The sequence below is a fragment of the Streptomyces sp. NPDC015131 genome (assembly GCF_043079975.1).
GTDB lineage: Bacteria > Actinomycetota > Actinomycetes > Streptomycetales > Streptomycetaceae > Streptomyces.
The window spans coordinates 273,917-290,230 of the sequence record NZ_JBIBVB010000004.1 but is presented as its reverse complement, the minus strand read 5'-3'; the positions used below and the strand labels follow the sequence as shown (position 1 = coordinate 290,230).

Here is a 16,314-nt window from a genome sequence, read left to right as displayed (position 1 = left end):
TCAATCACCACAACTCCTCCAAGACGGGGAGCGGGCCTCCGCCTGCCGCTGGTTCCAGCCGAGCACGGCGGCCCGCTCCGTCCAGCCGGGTTCCCCATTGATCGCGGGGCATTCCTGACCGGGTGTGCACGGGGCTGTGGTCGGGGCCGGGTCACCCCTTGTCGTGGCCGGCGGGGTCCGCCCCCTCCTCGTCCTGGGCGAGGCGTTCACCCTCCGCCTGCGAGGGCGTCGAGCGGGCGACGTCGGGGTGCTCGTCGACACCCGGCTCCCGCTCGCCCTCCGCCTGGGACGGTGTCGGGTAGTCCCACGCATCACTCATGGCTGCGCCTCCGGCTGCTCGTCCCGCGCCCGAGGTGCCGGGCCGGGGCGGGACGAGTACCCCGCCGCCCCCGCCGCTACCGGCTCCGGGAGCCGCAGGAACAGCGTCAGCACCGCGCTCGCCAGGTACAGCCCCGCGAAGATCCACATCACGCCCTCCACACCCAGCGGCCCGAGGAACAGGCCCACCAGCGCCGGCCCCAGGAAGGTGCTGACGCCCGCGCCCAGGTTCAGCGCCGACATCGCCTGGCCCTTGTGCGCGGGCGCCAGCGACGGCATCAGCGCCGACAGCGGCACATAGCCCGCGAGCGTCGCACCGAACAGGCACACCAGGACCAGCGCCAGGCCGAAGTGGTCACCGGCCGCGACCGTGCCGTAGTGCAGCAGCAGCGTGGTCACCGCACAGCCGACACCGCCGAACCAGGTGACGGTGCGCCGCCAGCCGATGCGGTCGCCGACCACACCGAAGAGCAGGTTGAAGAAGATGTTGGCGGCGAACATCGCGGACAGCAGCCGCAGCCACTCGTCCAGCCGGAAGCCCAGCGTGTCCGTGAAGAAGACCGGCAGGAACACCAGGAAGCCGAACTGCGGGGCGGTGTTGATCGCCCGCACCACCGCACCCGTCCCGATCCTCGGGTCGCGCCAGATGATCGCCAGCGAACCCGCCAGTGTGGCGAGCGGGCGCTCCCCGGCCGGGGCGAGGCGCCCCCGCCCGGTCGGCTCGCGCACCAGCAGCAGGGCGATCGCCCCGCCCGCCACCACGAGCCCGAGCGACAGCCACAGCGTGGCGTACGCACCGGCGCGCGGCACCGCGAGGCTCGCCACCAGCGACCCGAGCGTCGGCAGCCCGCCCGTGAACGCGAACCAGAACCACCCGACCGCCGAGCCCAGCCGGCGCCTCGGCGTCACCGCCGTCACCCACACCAGGAAGCCGTACGCGAACAGCGGATAGCCGAAGCCCCGCAGCCCGTACCCGGCCAGCAGCAGCCCGTAGTCCAGCGTCGGCACCGCGAACACCAGGAAGACCACCTGGAAGACGACCCAGATGCCCAGACCGAGCATCATCACCCGGCGCGGCCCCCACAGGTCCGACAGGGCGCCGGAGAACCAGGCCGCGACGCTGGCGGTGACGCCGTACACGGTGAACAGCAGCGCCACCCGCTCCTTGGAGAGGCCCTCGTCCAGCAGGTACGGCGACAGATAGCCGGACTCCACCCCGTCACCGATCATGAAGACCAGGACGCCCAGGAACCCCCAGGCGAGCGGCCGGGGGATGCCGATGCGGTCCAGCCAGTGCCGGGGAGCGGAGTCGTCCGGTGGCGGGGACGGGTCCATGACGACGGCCATAAGTAACCCCTTCTGTCGAAACTCTGGGCGCGCGGCGCCGAAAGGCGAGGGCGAAAAACGAAAGGCGAAAGGCGAAAGGCGCCGGAAAAGCGCGGGGACATCGCCGGAGAAGTACCGCCGAAGTATCGGCGGAGCAGTGGGAGAACACCGGCAGGGCACGGCGGAAAACCGGGAAAACGCCGGCCGGGTAACGGTTGGGAAAGCACCCCGCCGGATGCCGGGCGGCGCCCGGCGGGGCGTCACGATGAAAAGGCCGGGCGGGAAAGGGCGTCAATGACGGTACGGAAAACCCCGCGGGCGGCGCGGCCCGCCGTGTGAGGTCGGCGCCCCGCCGGAGCCGGCCGACCGCCCCGGAACGGGCGGAGCGCCAGGTCGGGCGGGTGCGGAGGGGAGAGCGGGAGAGGCGGGCCCGGGTGATGCCGGTGTGAAGTTCACACGGCCGTAGCCCCGGGCACGCGCGCGTGGTGCCCGGCGGGCGTCACACGCGCGTACCCGGGCACCCCAGGCCCGGATGCCCAACCGGATCCCGTGCTCGCGTCACGCGCGCGTGCCCGGGGCGCCGGGCCCCGGATGCCCGACCGGATCCCGTGCTCGCGTCACGCGCGCGTGCTCGGGGCGCCGGGCCCCGGATGCCCGACCGGATCCCGTGCTCGCGTCACGCGCGCGTGCCCGGGGCGCCCACCGTCCGCACGTCCACGCCCGTCTCCCGCAGCCGCCGCACCTGGGCGGCCGGCGTCGCGTCGTCGACCAGGACCAGGTCGAAGTCGGTCAGCGGCGCCAGCGCGTACAGGCCCTGGTTGGCGAACTTGGTGTGGTCCACCAGCAGCACCCGGCGCGCCGCCGACGCCATCATGGCCCGCTTGACCTGCACCGTCTCCGGCGACATGTGGTAGCAGCGGTCCCCGGTCACCGCCGTCGTGGACATGAACAGCACATCCGCCCGGAACGCCTCCACGCTCTGCGCCGTGTGCAGCCCCATGAAGGCGTCGTACGCCGGGAAGTACGCGCCGCCCAGCGCGATCAGCGAGACGCCCGGCTCCCGGGACAGGGCGGTCACCGCGGGCAGCGAGTTGGTGATCACCGTCAGCGGAGTGCGGTCCCCCATCTGCTGGGCCAGGCTCAGACAGGTGGTCGAGTCGTCCAGCATCACGATCTGCCCCGGCGCCAGCAGCTCGGCGGCGGCCCGCGCCAGCCGCTGCTTGGTCCGCGCCATGGTCGTCAGCCGCTCGCTCACACTGCCGTGGAACTGCGTCGACGGCAGACAGCTCGCCCCGCCCCGGACCTTGCGCAGCCAGCCCTGCGCCTGGAGCGCGTCCAGATCGCGGTGGACGGTCATCACACTGACGCCGAACTCCTCGGACAGGTCGCCGGTGCGCACGAACCCCTTCGCGGTGACCAGCTCCCGCACCCTCCGCCGCCGCTCCTCCTGGACGTCCGACCGGTTCGTACGGCTCGTGGCGCGGCTCATGGGCGTGGTGCTCCTCGCGGGCGGTGAGAATCTCACGTGAACGTAACACGGAGGAACCACGCCGCCGCCCGGTCCGGACGGCTCCCGTGGCCGGGCTTCACACGGCGGTCACGGCCGGTCACGGGACAATCGCGCGGCTCGTTGACGCTCTCCCCGGCCGCGCGGTTGTCTGGCGTCCGCGAAGGAAGGGGCAGGTGATCCACTCATGGCGGTTCTCACCATCGACGTCGGCACGTCCGTCATCAAATCCGTCGTCTTCGACGACCGCGGCCGGGAAACGGCGCTGTCCCGGATCGGCACCGACGTCCTGCGCCCCCGCCCCGGCTGGGCGGAGCAGGACATGGACGCCGTGTGGGACGCCGTCGTCCGCACCGTCCGCGGCGCGCTCTCCCAGCTCGGCCCCGGCGGTGAACCCGTCCGGCTGCTGAGCTTCACCGCCCAGGGCGACGGCTGCTGGCTGGTCGACGCCGCGGGGCGCCCCACCGGGCCCGCCGTCCTCTGGTCCGACGGACGCGCCGCCGAGCTGCTCACCCGCTGGGCCGCCGACGGCGTCCTGGAGCGGGCCTACCGCCGCAACGGCTCCCTCACCTGCAGCGGCATGCCCAACGCGGTGATCGGCTGGCTCGCCGCCCACGACCCGGGGCGCCTGGAGCGCTCCCGTACGGCGCTGACGGCGGCCGGCTGGCTGTTCCTCCGGCTCACCGGCGTCACCGCGATCGACGCGTCCGACGCCTCCGCCCCCTTCCTCGACCACGCCACCGGCGGCTACGACCCGGAGATCGTCGACCTGTTCGGCACCGGCCCGTACGCCCGCCTGCTGCCCCGCGTGCTCGGCGAGCACGAACGCCTCGCCGAGATCACCTCGCACGCCGCCACCGAACTGGGCCTGCCCGCCGGCCTGCCGGTCGTCATGGCCCCGTACGACATCGCCGCCACCGCCCTCGGCACCGGCGTCACCGATCCCGGCCAGGCGTGCGCCGTCCTCGGCACCACCCTGTGCACCGAGACCGTCACCACCGCCGTCGACACCTCCGGCGAGCCGTGCGGCATCACCATCGCCCACGGCGCCCCCGGCCGGGTCCTGCGCGCCTTCCCCACCCTCTCCGGCACCGAGGTCCTCGACTGGGCCTCCCGGCTCCTCGGCGTCCAGGGGCCCGCCGCCCTCGGCGAGCTGGCCTTCGCCACCGAACCGGGGCCCGGCGGGCCGGCGTTCTTGCCGTACCTCTCACCCGCCGGGGAACGCGCCCCCTTCCTCGACCCCCGCGCCCGCGGCACCTTCTGGGGCCTCTCCCTCGACCACACGCCCGCCCACCTCGCCCGCGCCGTCTTCGAGGGCCTGTCGCTCGTGGTCCGCGACTGCCTCGCGGCGTCCGGCACCCGCGTCCACGAGCTGCGGCTGTGCGGCGGCGGCGCCGCCAGCGACCGGTGGTGCCGCCTCATCGCCGACGTCACCGGCGTCCCCACCGCCCGCAGCGCCGACACCGAACTCGGCGCCAAGGGCGCCTTCCTGACCGGGCTCGTCGTCAGCGGCGCCGAGAAGAGCCTGCGCGACGCCGCCGCGGCGCACGTACGGATGCGCTCCCGCTGGGAGCCCGACCCCGGCCGCGCCGCGCACTACGACGAGCTGTACGCGTCGTTCACCGCGTGGCGCGCCGCCGCCCGCTCCCTGGGCTGGTCACCCGCCACCGCCACCGCCGGCGTCCCGGAGGCCCCGCGTGTCTGACGCCCTCACCGCCGACGCCGTCCACCTCGGCCTCGACCTCGGCACCCAGAGCGCCCGCGCCGTCGCCGTCGACGGCACCGGCCGGCTCGTCGCCGCCGCCTCCCGCCCGCTGACCGGCCGCCGCGACGGCGCCCGCCACGAACAGGACCCCGAGCAGTGGTGGGAGGCGCTCGCGGCCGCCTGCCGCGAGGCGCTGGCCGGCATCGCGCCCGAACGGATCTCGGGGCTCGCCGTCGACGCCACCTCCGGCACCGTCCTGCTCGCCGACCGCAGCGGAAGGCCGCTCACCCCCGGCCTGATGTACGACGACGGGCGCGCCCGCGCGTACACCGCCCGCGCCGACGAGGCCGGCGCCGCCGTCTGGCGCGCACTCGGCTACGGCCGCATGCAACCCTCCTGGGCGCTGCCCAAGCTGCTGTGGCTGCTGGACAACACCGACTTCCCCGACGCCCGGCTGCTGCACCAGGCCGACCTGATCACCTGGCGGCTCGCCGGACACCAGGTGCCGGCCGACGCGAGCCACGCCCTGAAGACCGGCTACCACCTCGTCGAGGAACGCTGGCCGGACACCGAACTCGCCCGGGCCGGCGTCCCCGCGGGGCTGCTGCCGGACGTGGTGCGCCCCGGCACGGTCCTCGGCACCGTGTGCGCCGGCGCCGCCGCCGCGACCGGCATCCCCGCCGGCACCCCGATCGTCGCCGGCACGACCGACGGCTGCGCCGCGCAGATCGGCGCCGGGGCGCTCACCCCCGGCGCCTGGAACTCCGTCCTCGGCACCACCCTGGTCCTCAAGGGCGCGAGCCGCCACCTCGTCCAGGACCCCGGGGGAGTGGTCTACTGCCACCGCGGCCCCGGCGATCTCTGGCTGCCCGGCGGCGCGTCCAGCAGCGGCGCCGGAGCCGTCGCCCGGCGCTTCCCCGGCGCCGACCTCGACGCCCTCACCGCCGCGGCCGCCGCCACCGGCTCCACCGCCGTCGCCTACCCCCTCACCGGCGCGAGCGGCGAACGCTTCCCCTTCCGCGCCCCCGACGCCACCCCCTTCGTCCTCGGCGAACCGGCCGGCGACGCCGAGGAGTTCCACGCCCTGCTCCTGGGCGTCGCCTGCCTCGAACGGCTCTGCCTCGACCACCTCGACCACCTCGGGGCCCCCGCCGACGGCCCGCTCACCCTCACCGGCGGCGGCGCCCGCAACCCGTACTGGTGCCGGCTGCGCGCCGACGTCCTCGGCCGACCGGTGTCGCTGCCCGAGCACGCCGAGAGCGCCACCGGCATGGCGGTCCTCGCCGCCACCGCGTCCGGGGCGGGCCTGGAGGAGGCCGCCGCCGCGATGGTGCGCGTACGGGAGACGCTCCACCCCGACCCGGCCCGCACCGCCCGGCTGCTCCCCGCCTACCTCGACTTCACCGACGAACTGACCCGACGCGGCTGGCTCGACCCGGCCGTCGCGGCGCACGCCCGCAGAAAGGCCGAGCAGTGACCGACTTCGTCCTCGTACGCCACGGCGAGACCGCCTGGCACGCGGAGAACCGCTACGCGGGCCGCACCGACGTGCCGCTCACCGAGCGGGGCCGCCGGCAGGCCGCCGCGCTCGGCGCCTGGGCCGCCGGACAGCCCCTGGACGCCGTGCTCAGCTCACCCCTGTCCCGCGCCCGCCTCACCGCCGCGCCCGCCGCGACCGCGCTGGGCCTCCCCGTCCGCGTCGACGAGCGGCTGTACGAGGTCGACTTCGGGCGCGGGGACGGGCTCACGCGCGCGGAGATGGCGAGGGAGTTCCCCGACGAGCTGGCCGCGTTCCTCGCCGACCCGGTGGCCCACCACCTGCCCGGCGGCGAGGACCCGGTCGAGGCCGCCCGCCGCGCCGTCGCCTGCCTGGACGACACCGTGCGCGAACTCCCCGGCGGCCGGGTCCTCGTGGTCGCCCACTCCACCCTCGTACGCCTGGTGCTGTGCACGCTCCTCGGCATCCCCCTGGCCCACTACCGGCAGGTCTTCCCCGCCCTGGAGAACGGCGCCCTGACCGAAGTGCGGCTGCGCCCCGGCCGGCCGGCGTCCCTGCTGCGGCTCAACGCGCCCGCCACCCCCACCACCCACTGACGGGAGCACCACCGTGACCACCACCGTCCTCGCCGCCGGCGACCACTTCGTCCTGCCCGGGCTGCTCCACCGCGAGCTGCGCGCCGCCGTACCGGAAGGGACCGCCCTGGACGTGACGGAGCTGCGGCTGCCCTGGCCGCACACCCCCTTCGGGAAGGTCGCCGAGGTCGACGAGGCGTCCGGCACCGAGGACGAGATCATCGACGCGCTGCGCGGCGCCCGGATCTGCCTCACCCAGCTGGCGCCCCTCACCGAGCGGATCCTCGCCGCCTGTCCCGGCCTGGAGCTGTTCTGCGTCAGCCGGGGCGGCCCGGTCAACACCAACCTGGAGGCCGCCACCCGGCACGGCGTCGCCGTCAGCTACGCCCCCGGCCGCAACGCCGTCGCCACCGCCGAGCACACCGTCGCCCTGATCCTCGCCGCCGCGCGCGGCATCGGGGACGTCCACACCGACCTCCGGCACGCCACCTGGCGCGGCGACTACTACGACTACGACCGGTGCGGCATCGAGATCGACGGCTCGGTGATCGGGCTGGTCGGCTTCGGCGCCATCGGCTCGCGGGTGGCGCGCGTCCTGGTCGCCATGGGCGCCACGGTCCTGGTCCACGACCCGTACGTCCGGCCCGAAGCGGTGGCCGGTGTCGCCGAACTCGTCCCGCTGGACGAGCTGCTGGGCCGCTCCCGGATCGTCTCCCTGCACGCGCGCGTGACGGACGAGACCACCGGCATGATGGACGCCGACCGGATCGCGGCCATGCCCCGGGGCTCGGTGCTCGTCAACTGCGCGCGCGGGGCGCTGGTCGACTACGACGCCGTGTGCGACGCCCTCGACACGGGCCACCTCGCGGGCGCCGGGTTCGACGTGTACCCCACCGAGCCCGTCCCGGCCGGCGCCCGGCTGCTGTCCACCCCCGGTGTGGTGCTCACCCCGCACATCGCGGGCGCCAGCAGGGAGGTGGCGCACAAGGCGGCCCGCATCGTGGCGGGCGAGGCGGCCCGCTTCCTGCGCGGCGAGCCCCTGGCCCACTGCGCCAACCCGGAGGTCCTCGGCTAGGTCGTGTCCGGAAAGCCATGGGAGCCGCAGCGGCTTGGCAGTGGCCGGCGCGTTTGTCGTGGCGGGCGGCCAGGGCCCGGTTCTGCTCGAGCCGATTGCAGCAGCGCTCGATGACGGACCGGTCGCCGATGAGCGTGCCGGGGCAAGCCCGGGCGAAGGCCCGCATTCCGTCGATGTCGCCGCCGACCGAACCGCCTGGCCGGCACCCGGCAGGAGCAAAACCGGTCGGCTGACTGACCTGCCCAACTGCTGTCGGGCGGCGCACGACTCAGGCGCTCCGTGTGAACACGGAGTGCGGCACCGCACGCACCTTCGACTCTGGTGAGGGGAACCTCCTTGACCAAGTGGAATACGAGCGAGCGTGTCGATACCCCTCCGTCCGGTCGCCCGCTGAAGATGCGGCAGTTCGTCGGCTCGACGGCCACGGCGCGGATGCCGTGGTGCTGAGTGGCGGCGGTGACACCGGCGAACAAGCCCCCCGCCGGCCACGGCGACGACGACGGTGTCCAGATCCGGGACCTGCTGGGAGCCAGCAGCAGGCAGGGCGAAAGCAGGCCGGGCGGGAGCAGGCCGGGCTCGACGCACCCTCGGGTGCGAAGCGTCGCTGCGACGTCGGCTGCGGTGCGTCTCACTCGCTGCCAGCGTCCTTGGCAGCTCGGGGCGGACGCGTCCAGGTCAGGCAGCGGGCGCGGGCGGACCAACGGCACCTTGGCCAGGGCCCGATGAAGCCGGGCGACGTAGCTCCTGCCTGGTTGAGTGCGCCGTACCGCTCCGTGCAAAACCGCTGGCACCGGTGGCCTACCAACAACAAGACTGCACGGGTGAGCACCTTGCCGCCGCTGCCCGGACCGCTGCCTCTGCCGGTACCGGACCCACGTGCCCGCGACCTTGTTCGCAACTATGCGGGCATGCACGCTCTGGTTGCCGACTTGGTCCTGCCCGGTGGCGCATCCATGTACGTCATGAGTGCCATGGAAACGTCCCGCGAGCTCATCCGGCACTCGTACTATCGGTACGAGTTCGCCACCGTCGCCGTCACGCACTCCCTGTTCGCCCTGGAGCACGTCCTCGCAGAGCGTCTGGCCACGAACGAACCGCTTCACGACCTGATCGAGCGGGCCGCTGGCGCCGGTCTCATCACAGCCGCACTCGCCGCCGAACTCCACCAGAGCCAACGGCTCCGCGAGAGGCTCGTGCAGGGCTCCTCGTCAAGTGCCGCCCTCGGCCCGCTCCGGGCCCTCGCCATGGTGCGTGCCGTCTTTGATGCCGTCTCCCTGCTCCTTCACCCACCGGCCGAGGCACAGGCGCCGGCCTCCGACACGGGCGGAGCACGACCCGAAAGCGGACTGGCCCGACTGTGGGAGGACCACCTGCGCGCGCTGTTCCCCGACGGCTTCCGCGGCGTGGACGTCGACGGCGTGGATCTGGTCCTCCTGGATGCCGACACCGCAGGTCTCATACACAGGGAGCTGAACGGCGGACTCGACGACAGCGGCATCGCCTGCCTCTGGGGCTGCATCGCCGACCTCGACAAGATCCTGGCCCTGGCCAACGAAGAGTACTGCGTCTCCTACTTCACGCGACTTCGGACGATGGCCCATGTCGTAGCAGCGCGCCACACCCCCGCAGCGACCTGAGCCCGACCTCTGTCCTTCACTATCGAACGATGCGTCGAACGAGTTCACTCGCCTGGGCATTCGCAGGACCTCGGCATGAGCATTCGTTCCGTCAGGGAACCGGACTGACTCTTACGAAAGCCGCAGGGGTGAGTCAGCTGCACCACGATGCCCAACTCGAGGTGTTCGACCTGTTCGCGTGTCTGACGCGGCGCGGTGACGCGCTGTTCGAGCTCACAAACGATGCTGTGCGAGGACGGCCCGGTGACCTCGCCGGCGCAGCCCAGGGCCGCGGACGGGCGCCTGGTCCTGGCCGTCGATGTCTCCCGCGTGGCTGCGGCCCGACGCGCCGACCAGCCCCGATCGTCTGTTCTGTCACGTCCACGGATGCTCGGGACGCCATTCGGCTGGGACAACGACATCCCGGTCGTCTTCGACGCCGGCTATGACGCCCACGCTCAAGGAGCACATCCTCGCGCCTACCCCTAGGGCGGGCGGCCGCCGAGGCACGGCAAGGGAATCGCAGCGCATACCCAGCTGAGGCTCACCCGCGCCGCCGCCTATCTCCGCCGCCCGTAGGGGAAACCGGCTGAACCCGCCCGTCTCACCCCGGCCCGCGACCGCCGGAGGGTCAGGAGCCCTGCACAGCCCGGCCCGTGCGCCCAAACCCTCAACCCCCGGCTCAGGTCACCCACTCGGCTCGAAGAACCGGCGACCTGCCACCCGTACGAGGTGGGTAAATCAACCAGACGCCCTGAAAGCATCGCCGAACACAAGCAACTCGGAGCCCGCAAACCATGCTGGGCGTTTGCCCGGCTCAGGAGTCGAACGGTTTTGGTTCGGGCACCTGACACAGGTGCTGCGAGCGCGAATTGACTGACTGCCTGATCATCCGACGGCCCGTCGCGGAAGGTCGAAGCTAGTAAGCCTCGAAAGCGATCAGACTTCGCGTTTCCATATCTACCTTGTGGGTGAATGCAAGCGTGTCGAGCTGATCGTCCGAAACTCTTACCTCCACCACGCCGTGAGATTCTTTTGATACCAGCGGAACGATTTTCTCTTCCGCAGATTCGTTTGGCTGTCCCACGGCAAAGATCCGCCCGTCACGGTCGTGCCATACATACGCAGTCGTCTCGCGCATTCCTACTCCTGTCTCAGGATTGCCGGAACCGGTGGAGCTTGACCGAGATGAACGGCTGCGGCCCTACCGACATGTTCTTGACCCAGACTGTGCGGCCCCACACGTTGCCGGGGTGCGGCCCCACAGTTCCTAGGTTCATTTGCGCCTTCACATCCACCGCCGCTGGAGGGACGTTGCTGGCCAGGCGGCAGGTGATGCTGAAGTTGACGTACTCGTTCTCCCCATATCCCTGCATCCAGACACCCACTTCCTCGTCCCATAGAAGCTGTCTCCAGGAAAATACTTCCGCTACAGTTCCCATTCTTCATCGACCTTTCGTGGCGGCGGATTCGTGATTCTCCTCTCCATGTCTAACCCGCATCGTCACCTGCCGTGGGCGATGACTGTCGAGATCACGCACGTGGACTAGGGCGTTTCCTCAGTTGGCTGTACGCGCCTCGTCGCGGCCGGACTGAGGGAGATGACGGAATGCGAGCACCGGAGGCCTAGGTCGTGTCCGGAAATGCGTTCGGTCGTTACTCCGTTCGTGGTGCGTCGACATGAACTGACTGGATCGTGGGCGTTGATCGTTCCGATGCCGGCGCCGACCGGATGGGTCGGCCCGTTCGGGACCGGCGCCGGGTCGCGGGATCTCGTGGAAGACGGTCTACGAACGCTTCCGGCGCTGGTCCGCCGATGGCACCTGGGACCGACTCCTGGCCCATGTCCAGCAGCACTCAAACCCTGTCGGGCAGGTCGCCGGGACGATCCTCTGCGTCGACTCGACCGCGGTCCGGGCCCATCAACACGCGGCCGGGGCCCGAGAAGGGGGGCCTGGCAAGGCGAAGCACTCGGCTTCGCCGCGACCATCCCGGAGTGGACCGACCAGATCAACGGACGCATCCGGCGAGGCGAGAGCCTCTGCCGCCCCGGTCGGCGCCGTACTCTTTCGTCGCCGCCCTGGAATTGATCGTCCGGACAGCTCCTAGCGTGACCGCGGCGGTGTCGACAGGTACCGCTGCCCGGCCGCCTTGATGCGGTCGGGCAGCACCGCGGCCACCGCGCTCATCGCCTTCGTGCGCGGCGATCCCGCGACCACCCGGGCCCGGCCCCGGACCAGCGCGGCGAAGGCGTCTTCGGCCACCGTCGCGGGGTCGTCCTTCGCCATCCGGCCGATCCGGGTGCCGGCCAGGCCCGCCCGCCGGAAGAAGGCCGTCTCGGTGGCGCCCGGCATCAGCGCCGTCACCGTCACCCCGGTGCCGCGCAGCTCCTCCCGCAGCGCCTGCGCGAAGGACTGGAGGAACGACTTCGAGGCGTTGTAGACGGACTGGTACGCGCCCGGCGCCATCGCGGCCACCGACGAGGTGATCAGCAGCCGCCCCGAGCCCTGTCCGGCCATGTCGCGCAGCAGCCGGTGCGCCAGATGCACCGTCGAGGTGACATTGAGGTCCACCACGCGCGCGTGGTCACCGAGGTCGGTGGCGAGGAACGCCCCGCCCCGGCCCACGCCCGCGTTCAGCGCCGCGGCGGCGACCGGCCGGCCGTCGGCGCGGACCGCCGCGTACAGCTGCTCCACCCCGTCATAGGTGGCCAGGTCGGCGCGGACCGCCTCCACGGCGGCCCCGCCGCGCCCGCGCAGCGCCCCGGCGGCCTCCGCGAGGCCCGCGTCCTCGGCGCAGACGACCAGGTCGTAACCGTGCTCGGCGAACACCCGTGCCAGTTCCCGCCCGATCCCGCTGGAGGCGCCGGTCACCACGGCCAGGGGCTTCCTCGTGTCCATGCGCCCCGGGTACCACCGGACGGCGCCGTTTCACCGGATTGATCAAGGGGTACCCGCGCGCTGTTTACGCCTCGGAGGTGACCCATGAGTGAGCCGCAGCTCGGGCAAGCGTCGGACGGGACCGTGACGACCAAGGTCCCCGCGCGACTGGACAGACTGCCGTGGTCGCGCTGGCACTGGATGATCGTCATCGGTCTCGGGACCGTCTGGATCCTGGACGGCCTGGAAGTCACCATCGTCGGCAGCATGGCCGGGCGGCTCTCCGAGGAGGGCAGCGGCCTCGCCATCAGCAGCGCCCAGGTCACCGGCATCGCCGCGGCGCTGTACGTGGCCGGGGCCTGCTCGGGCGCGCTGTTCTTCGGCTGGCTGACCGACCGCTACGGTCGCAAGAAGCTGTTCCTGATCACCCTCGCGGTGTACCTCGCCGCGACCGCGCTGACGGCGCTGTCCTTCTCGTCCTGGTGGTTCTTCGTCTTCCGGTTCCTGACCGGCTTCGGCATCGGCGGTGAGTACGCCGCCATCAACTCGGCCATCGACGAGCTGATCCCCAGCAAGTACCGCGGCCGGGTGGACCTCATCATCAACGGCAGCTTCTGGCTGGGCGCCATGGGCGGCGCGCTGCTGTCCGTGGTGCTCCTCGACACCGACATCCTGCCCAAGGACATCGGCTGGCGGGTCTCCTTCGCCCTCGGCGTGGTCCTCGGCCTGGTGATCCTGCTGGTGCGGCGGCACGTCCCGGAGAGCCCCCGGTGGATGTTCATCCACGGCCGGGAGGAGGGCGCCGAGGAGCTGGTCGCGGACGTGGAGCGGCAGGTGGAGGCGGAGAAGGGCCGCCCGCTGCCCGAGCCGGACCGGGCCATCACCATCAAGCAGCGGCACAGCGTCGGCTTCATCGAGATCGGCCGCACCCTGTTCCGCGCCTACCCGCGCCGGGCGGTGCTGGGCCTGGCGCTCTTCATCGGGCAGGCGTTCCTCTACAACGCCATCACCTTCGGCTTCGGCGCGATCCTGGTGACCTTCTTCGACGTGGGCACCGGGTCGACCGGCTACTACTTCGCGGTGATCGCGCTGGGCAACTTCATGGGCCCGCTGCTCCTCGGCCGCCTGTTCGACACCTGGGGCCGCCGCCCGATGATCGCCGGCACGTACATCCTGTCCGGGGTCCTGCTGTTCGTCACGGCCTGGATGTTCTCCAACGGCTGGCTGACGGCCACCACCATGACGGTCAGCTGGTGCGTGGTGCTGTTCTTCGCGTCGGCGGGGGCCAGCTCCGCGTACCTCACGGTCAGCGAGATCTTCCCGATGGAGACCCGCGCCATGGCCATCGCCTTCTTCTACGCCATCGGTACGGCCGCCGGCGGCATCTCCGGCCCGCTGATCTTCGCCGGTCTCACCGAGAGCGGCGTGGTCTCCGACACGGTGCTGGCGTTCTGCATCGGCGCCACGCTGATGGTGCTGGGCGGGCTGGTGGCGCTGTTCTTCGCGGTGGCCGCCGAGCGGAAGTCGCTGGAGGACATCGCGACCCCGCTGTCGGCGCAGGCGGCCATGGGGGAGGCGTCACCGGGCGGTCCCGCCGCCGCGCCCTCCCGCTAGCAGGCCGGCGCCCCGGGCGGGGTGAAGCTCCGCGGGCGTCGAACGGGCTGCCGATTGGATCGAACGGCACTCGATGGTTTATCGTTCACGCAGTCGGTTGTGAAGACGTCTTCACGACCGCCACACACTGCCCCGGCTGGTTCCCCCGTCCAGCCGGGGCTTCTTTTGTGCCCCCACCCCGTCCCACGGCCACCCGGCTTCAGTTCCGGCAGGCCGGGCACCCGTCCCCGGGAAGAGCCCGAGCCGACCCCGACCGAGGAACGGTGGAGCGATGACCGAGTACGAGCGTTCCCGCACCATGCCGGCGCTGCCCGAGCACGTCTTCGACCAGGCCGCCAACGTCGACCAGCTCGACCACTGGCTCCCCGAGGAACTCCACGTCCACGCCGGGGAGCTGCCCGCCGTCACCGTGCACGAGGACCGCACCGACGAGGACACCAGCGCCCTGCTGCGCGCCCGGAAGGAGCAGATGCGCCTCGAATGGGGCACCCGGGAGCAGGGGAGCTACGCCGGATGGCTCCAGGTCGCCGGGATCGGCGGCGGCACCAGCGAGGTGACCGTGCACCTGTCCTTCTTCGACGAGAGCCACGACCCGGGCGAGAAGCCCGTGAACGACGCCCTGGACCGCAGCCTCGCCCGCCTGGAGGAGCAGGTCCGCACCCGCGTCGACAACGCCGCGGGCTGAGCGCCGCGCCGTTTTCGTCCCGGTACGCGGGGCACGGGGGTGCCATGGACCACTCACAGGCACCCGTGCTCGACGCCCTCGCCGCGTACCACACCGAGAACCAGACGCCCTTCACCCCGCCCGGCCACAAACAGGGCCGGGGGGCCGACCCCCGGGTCCGCGCGGTCCTCGGGGACGCCGTCTTCCGCTCGGACGTGCTCGCGATCAGCGGCCTGGACGACCGGACCTCCTCGCACGGCGTCCTCGCCCGGGCCCAGGAGCTGATGGCCGACGCCGTCGGCGCGGAGCACACCTTCTTCTCCACCTGCGGCAGCTCCCTGTCGGTGAAGGCCGCCATGCTGTCGGTGGCCGGCCCGCACGAGAAGCTCCTGGTGGGACGGGACGCCCACAAGTCCGTCGTGTCCGGCCTGGTCCTGGCCGGCATCGTGCCGGTCTGGGTCGACCCCCAGTGGGACGCCGAGCGGCACCTCGCCCACCCGCCGACCGCCGAGGCGTTCCGCGCCGCCTTCGCCGAGCACCCGGACGCCCGTGGCGCCCTGGTGACCACCCCCACCCCGTACGGCACCTGCTCGGACCTGCCGGCCATCGCCGAGACCTGCCACCGGCACGGCGTCCCGCTCGTCGTCGACGAGGCGTGGGGCGCCCATCTGCCCTTCCACCCGGACCTGCCCACCTGGGCGATGGACGCCGGCGCCGACGTCTGCGTCACCTCCGTCCACAAGATGGGCTCCGGGCTCGAACAGGGCTCCGTCTTCCACCTCCAGGGCGACCTGGTCCGCCCCGAGGTGCTGAAGAACCGCGAGGACCTGCTGGGCACCACCAGCCCCTCGGTGCTCCTGTACGCCGCGCTCGACGGCTGGCGCCGGCAGATGGTCCAGCACGGCCGCGCGCTGTACGACGGAGCCCTGGACCTCGCCTCGTCGGTACGGGCGCGGATCGCCGGCATCGACGGGCTGCACGTGCACGGCCGGGACGACTTCTGCGGGCCCGGCCGGGCGGCCGACCTCGACCCGCTCCAGGTGATCGTCGACATCACCGGACTCGGCACGACCGGCTACCGGATCGCCGACTGGATCCGCGAGCACCACCGGATCAACCTGCACCTGTCCGACCACCGCCGCACCAGCGCCCAGCTCACCCACGCGGACGACGAGCACACCGCCGACGCGCTGGTCGCCGCCCTGCGGGACGCCGCCGGCCACGCGGCCGAGCTGCGGCCCGCCCCCGAGGTGGAGGTGCCCGACCCGGCCGGCCTCCGGCTGGAGCAGGTCCTGCTGCCCCGCGACGCGTTCTTCGGCCGGACCGAGCAGGTGCCGTGCGAGAAGGCCGCCGGCCGGGTCAGCGCCGAGATGCTCACCCCGTACCCGCCCGGCATCCCCGCCGTCCTGCCCGGCGAGCGGCTCACCACCGAGGTGCTGGACTACCTGCGCAGCGGGGTCGACGCCGGGATGGTCGTCCCGGACGCCGTCGACACCGAGGTGCGCACCGTCCGGGTGAGCCTGGAGGACTGAGGCCC

14 protein-coding genes and 2 pseudogenes are annotated in these 16,314 nt (G+C 72.5%); 10 read left to right on the top strand and 6 right to left on the bottom strand.

The window, feature by feature from the left end; translation table 11 throughout:
- Positions 1 to 151 precede the first annotated feature (151 nt).
- From ACF08D_RS17300 to ACF08D_RS17290, 3 genes are all read right to left on the bottom strand, one after another.
- The gene (locus ACF08D_RS17300; protein WP_392223461.1) at positions 152 to 319 is read right to left on the bottom strand and encodes a hypothetical protein; all 168 of its coding nucleotides are present in this window, start codon (positions 317 to 319) and stop codon (positions 152 to 154) included.
- Positions 316 to 1,665: an MFS transporter gene (locus ACF08D_RS17295; protein ID WP_392223460.1), complete on the bottom strand. Its 1,350-nt coding sequence runs from the start codon at positions 1,663 to 1,665 to the stop codon at positions 316 to 318. Before ACF08D_RS17295 ends, ACF08D_RS17300 begins: the two co-directional genes overlap by 4 nt.
- Positions 1,666 to 2,320: 655 nt before the next feature.
- On the bottom strand, positions 2,321 to 3,133 hold the full coding sequence (locus ACF08D_RS17290; RefSeq protein WP_392223459.1) for a DeoR/GlpR family DNA-binding transcription regulator: 813 nt from the start codon (positions 3,131 to 3,133) through the stop codon (positions 2,321 to 2,323).
- A 205-nt stretch (positions 3,134 to 3,338) separates the two neighbouring features.
- Between ACF08D_RS17290 and ACF08D_RS17285 the strand changes: the two genes are divergently transcribed.
- The 6 genes and pseudogenes from ACF08D_RS17285 to ACF08D_RS17260 all read left to right on the top strand — a co-directional run.
- Positions 3,339 to 4,856 carry an FGGY family carbohydrate kinase gene (locus ACF08D_RS17285; protein ID WP_392223458.1) on the top strand — a complete coding sequence of 506 codons (1,518 nt, stop codon included), beginning with the start codon at positions 3,339 to 3,341 and terminating at the stop codon, positions 4,854 to 4,856.
- Complete coding sequence (locus ACF08D_RS17280; protein ID WP_392223457.1) at positions 4,849 to 6,333, top strand: FGGY-family carbohydrate kinase; 1,485 nt, start codon at positions 4,849 to 4,851, stop codon at positions 6,331 to 6,333. The genes ACF08D_RS17285 and ACF08D_RS17280 overlap by 8 nt, the downstream gene beginning before the upstream one ends.
- Positions 6,330 to 6,950, top strand: a complete 621-nt coding sequence (locus ACF08D_RS17275; RefSeq protein ID WP_392223456.1) for a histidine phosphatase family protein — start codon at positions 6,330 to 6,332, stop codon at positions 6,948 to 6,950. The genes ACF08D_RS17280 and ACF08D_RS17275 overlap by 4 nt, the downstream gene beginning before the upstream one ends.
- Positions 6,951 to 6,963: 13 nt before the next feature.
- Positions 6,964 to 8,004 (top strand): 2-hydroxyacid dehydrogenase, encoded by a 1,041-nt coding sequence (locus tag ACF08D_RS17270; protein WP_392223455.1) that lies wholly within the window; start codon positions 6,964 to 6,966, stop codon positions 8,002 to 8,004.
- A gap of 821 nt (positions 8,005 to 8,825) precedes the next feature.
- A complete protein-coding gene (locus ACF08D_RS17265) occupies positions 8,826 to 9,641 on the top strand; it encodes a hypothetical protein (RefSeq protein WP_392223454.1) in 816 nt (271 codons plus the stop codon).
- Positions 9,642 to 9,778: 137 nt separating this feature from the next.
- Positions 9,779 to 10,008, top strand: a pseudogene (locus ACF08D_RS17260) (transposase); the annotation flags it as partial.
- A gap of 531 nt (positions 10,009 to 10,539) precedes the next feature.
- Here ACF08D_RS17260 and ACF08D_RS17255 read toward each other — a convergent pair.
- The gene (locus tag ACF08D_RS17255; RefSeq protein ID WP_392223453.1) at positions 10,540 to 10,761 is read right to left on the bottom strand and encodes a hypothetical protein; all 222 of its coding nucleotides are present in this window, start codon (positions 10,759 to 10,761) and stop codon (positions 10,540 to 10,542) included.
- 13 nt (positions 10,762 to 10,774) lie between these two features.
- Positions 10,775 to 11,062: a hypothetical protein gene (locus tag ACF08D_RS17250; RefSeq protein WP_392223452.1), complete on the bottom strand. Its 288-nt coding sequence runs from the start codon at positions 11,060 to 11,062 to the stop codon at positions 10,775 to 10,777.
- A 201-nt stretch (positions 11,063 to 11,263) separates the two neighbouring features.
- On the opposite strand from ACF08D_RS17250, the pseudogene ACF08D_RS17245 reads away from it, so the two are divergent.
- Positions 11,264 to 11,677 (top strand): annotated as a pseudogene (locus ACF08D_RS17245) (hypothetical protein); the annotation flags it as partial.
- A 48-nt stretch (positions 11,678 to 11,725) separates the two neighbouring features.
- Here ACF08D_RS17245 and ACF08D_RS17240 read toward each other — a convergent pair.
- Positions 11,726 to 12,520 carry an SDR family NAD(P)-dependent oxidoreductase gene (locus ACF08D_RS17240; RefSeq protein ID WP_392223451.1) on the bottom strand — a complete coding sequence of 265 codons (795 nt, stop codon included), beginning with the start codon at positions 12,518 to 12,520 and terminating at the stop codon, positions 11,726 to 11,728.
- Between the two features lie 84 nt (positions 12,521 to 12,604).
- Between ACF08D_RS17240 and ACF08D_RS17235 the strand changes: the two genes are divergently transcribed.
- The 3 genes from ACF08D_RS17235 to ACF08D_RS17225 all read left to right on the top strand — a co-directional run bounded on the left by ACF08D_RS17235 (position 12,605) and on the right by ACF08D_RS17225 (position 16,309).
- Complete coding sequence (locus ACF08D_RS17235; protein WP_392223450.1) at positions 12,605 to 14,113, top strand: MFS transporter; 1,509 nt, start codon at positions 12,605 to 12,607, stop codon at positions 14,111 to 14,113.
- Positions 14,114 to 14,384: 271 nt separating this feature from the next.
- A complete protein-coding gene (locus tag ACF08D_RS17230; protein WP_392223449.1) occupies positions 14,385 to 14,798 on the top strand; it encodes an SRPBCC family protein in 414 nt (137 codons plus the stop codon).
- Between the two features lie 44 nt (positions 14,799 to 14,842).
- A complete protein-coding gene (locus tag ACF08D_RS17225; protein WP_392223448.1) occupies positions 14,843 to 16,309 on the top strand; it encodes an aminotransferase class I/II-fold pyridoxal phosphate-dependent enzyme in 1,467 nt (488 codons plus the stop codon).
- Positions 16,310 to 16,314 lie beyond the last annotated feature (5 nt).

Excerpts from the sequence above, each read along its gene's own strand:
- ACF08D_RS17300 (WP_392223461.1), bottom strand. The coding sequence starts at position 319 with ATGAGTGATGCGTGGGACTACCCGACACCGTCCCAGGCGGAGGGCGAG.
- ACF08D_RS17295 (WP_392223460.1), bottom strand. The coding sequence starts at position 1,665 with ATGGCCGTCGTCATGGACCCGTCCCCGCCACCGGACGACTCCGCTCCC.
- ACF08D_RS17290 (WP_392223459.1), bottom strand. The coding sequence starts at position 3,133 with ATGAGCCGCGCCACGAGCCGTACGAACCGGTCGGACGTCCAGGAGGAG.
- ACF08D_RS17285 (WP_392223458.1), top strand. The coding sequence starts at position 3,339 with ATGGCGGTTCTCACCATCGACGTCGGCACGTCCGTCATCAAATCCGTC.
- ACF08D_RS17255 (WP_392223453.1), bottom strand. The coding sequence starts at position 10,761 with ATGCGCGAGACGACTGCGTATGTATGGCACGACCGTGACGGGCGGATC.
- ACF08D_RS17250 (WP_392223452.1), bottom strand. The coding sequence starts at position 11,062 with ATGGGAACTGTAGCGGAAGTATTTTCCTGGAGACAGCTTCTATGGGAC.
- ACF08D_RS17240 (WP_392223451.1), bottom strand. The coding sequence starts at position 12,520 with ATGGACACGAGGAAGCCCCTGGCCGTGGTGACCGGCGCCTCCAGCGGG.
- ACF08D_RS17235 (WP_392223450.1), top strand. The coding sequence starts at position 12,605 with ATGAGTGAGCCGCAGCTCGGGCAAGCGTCGGACGGGACCGTGACGACC.
- ACF08D_RS17230 (WP_392223449.1), top strand. The coding sequence starts at position 14,385 with ATGACCGAGTACGAGCGTTCCCGCACCATGCCGGCGCTGCCCGAGCAC.
- ACF08D_RS17225 (WP_392223448.1), top strand. The coding sequence starts at position 14,843 with ATGGACCACTCACAGGCACCCGTGCTCGACGCCCTCGCCGCGTACCAC.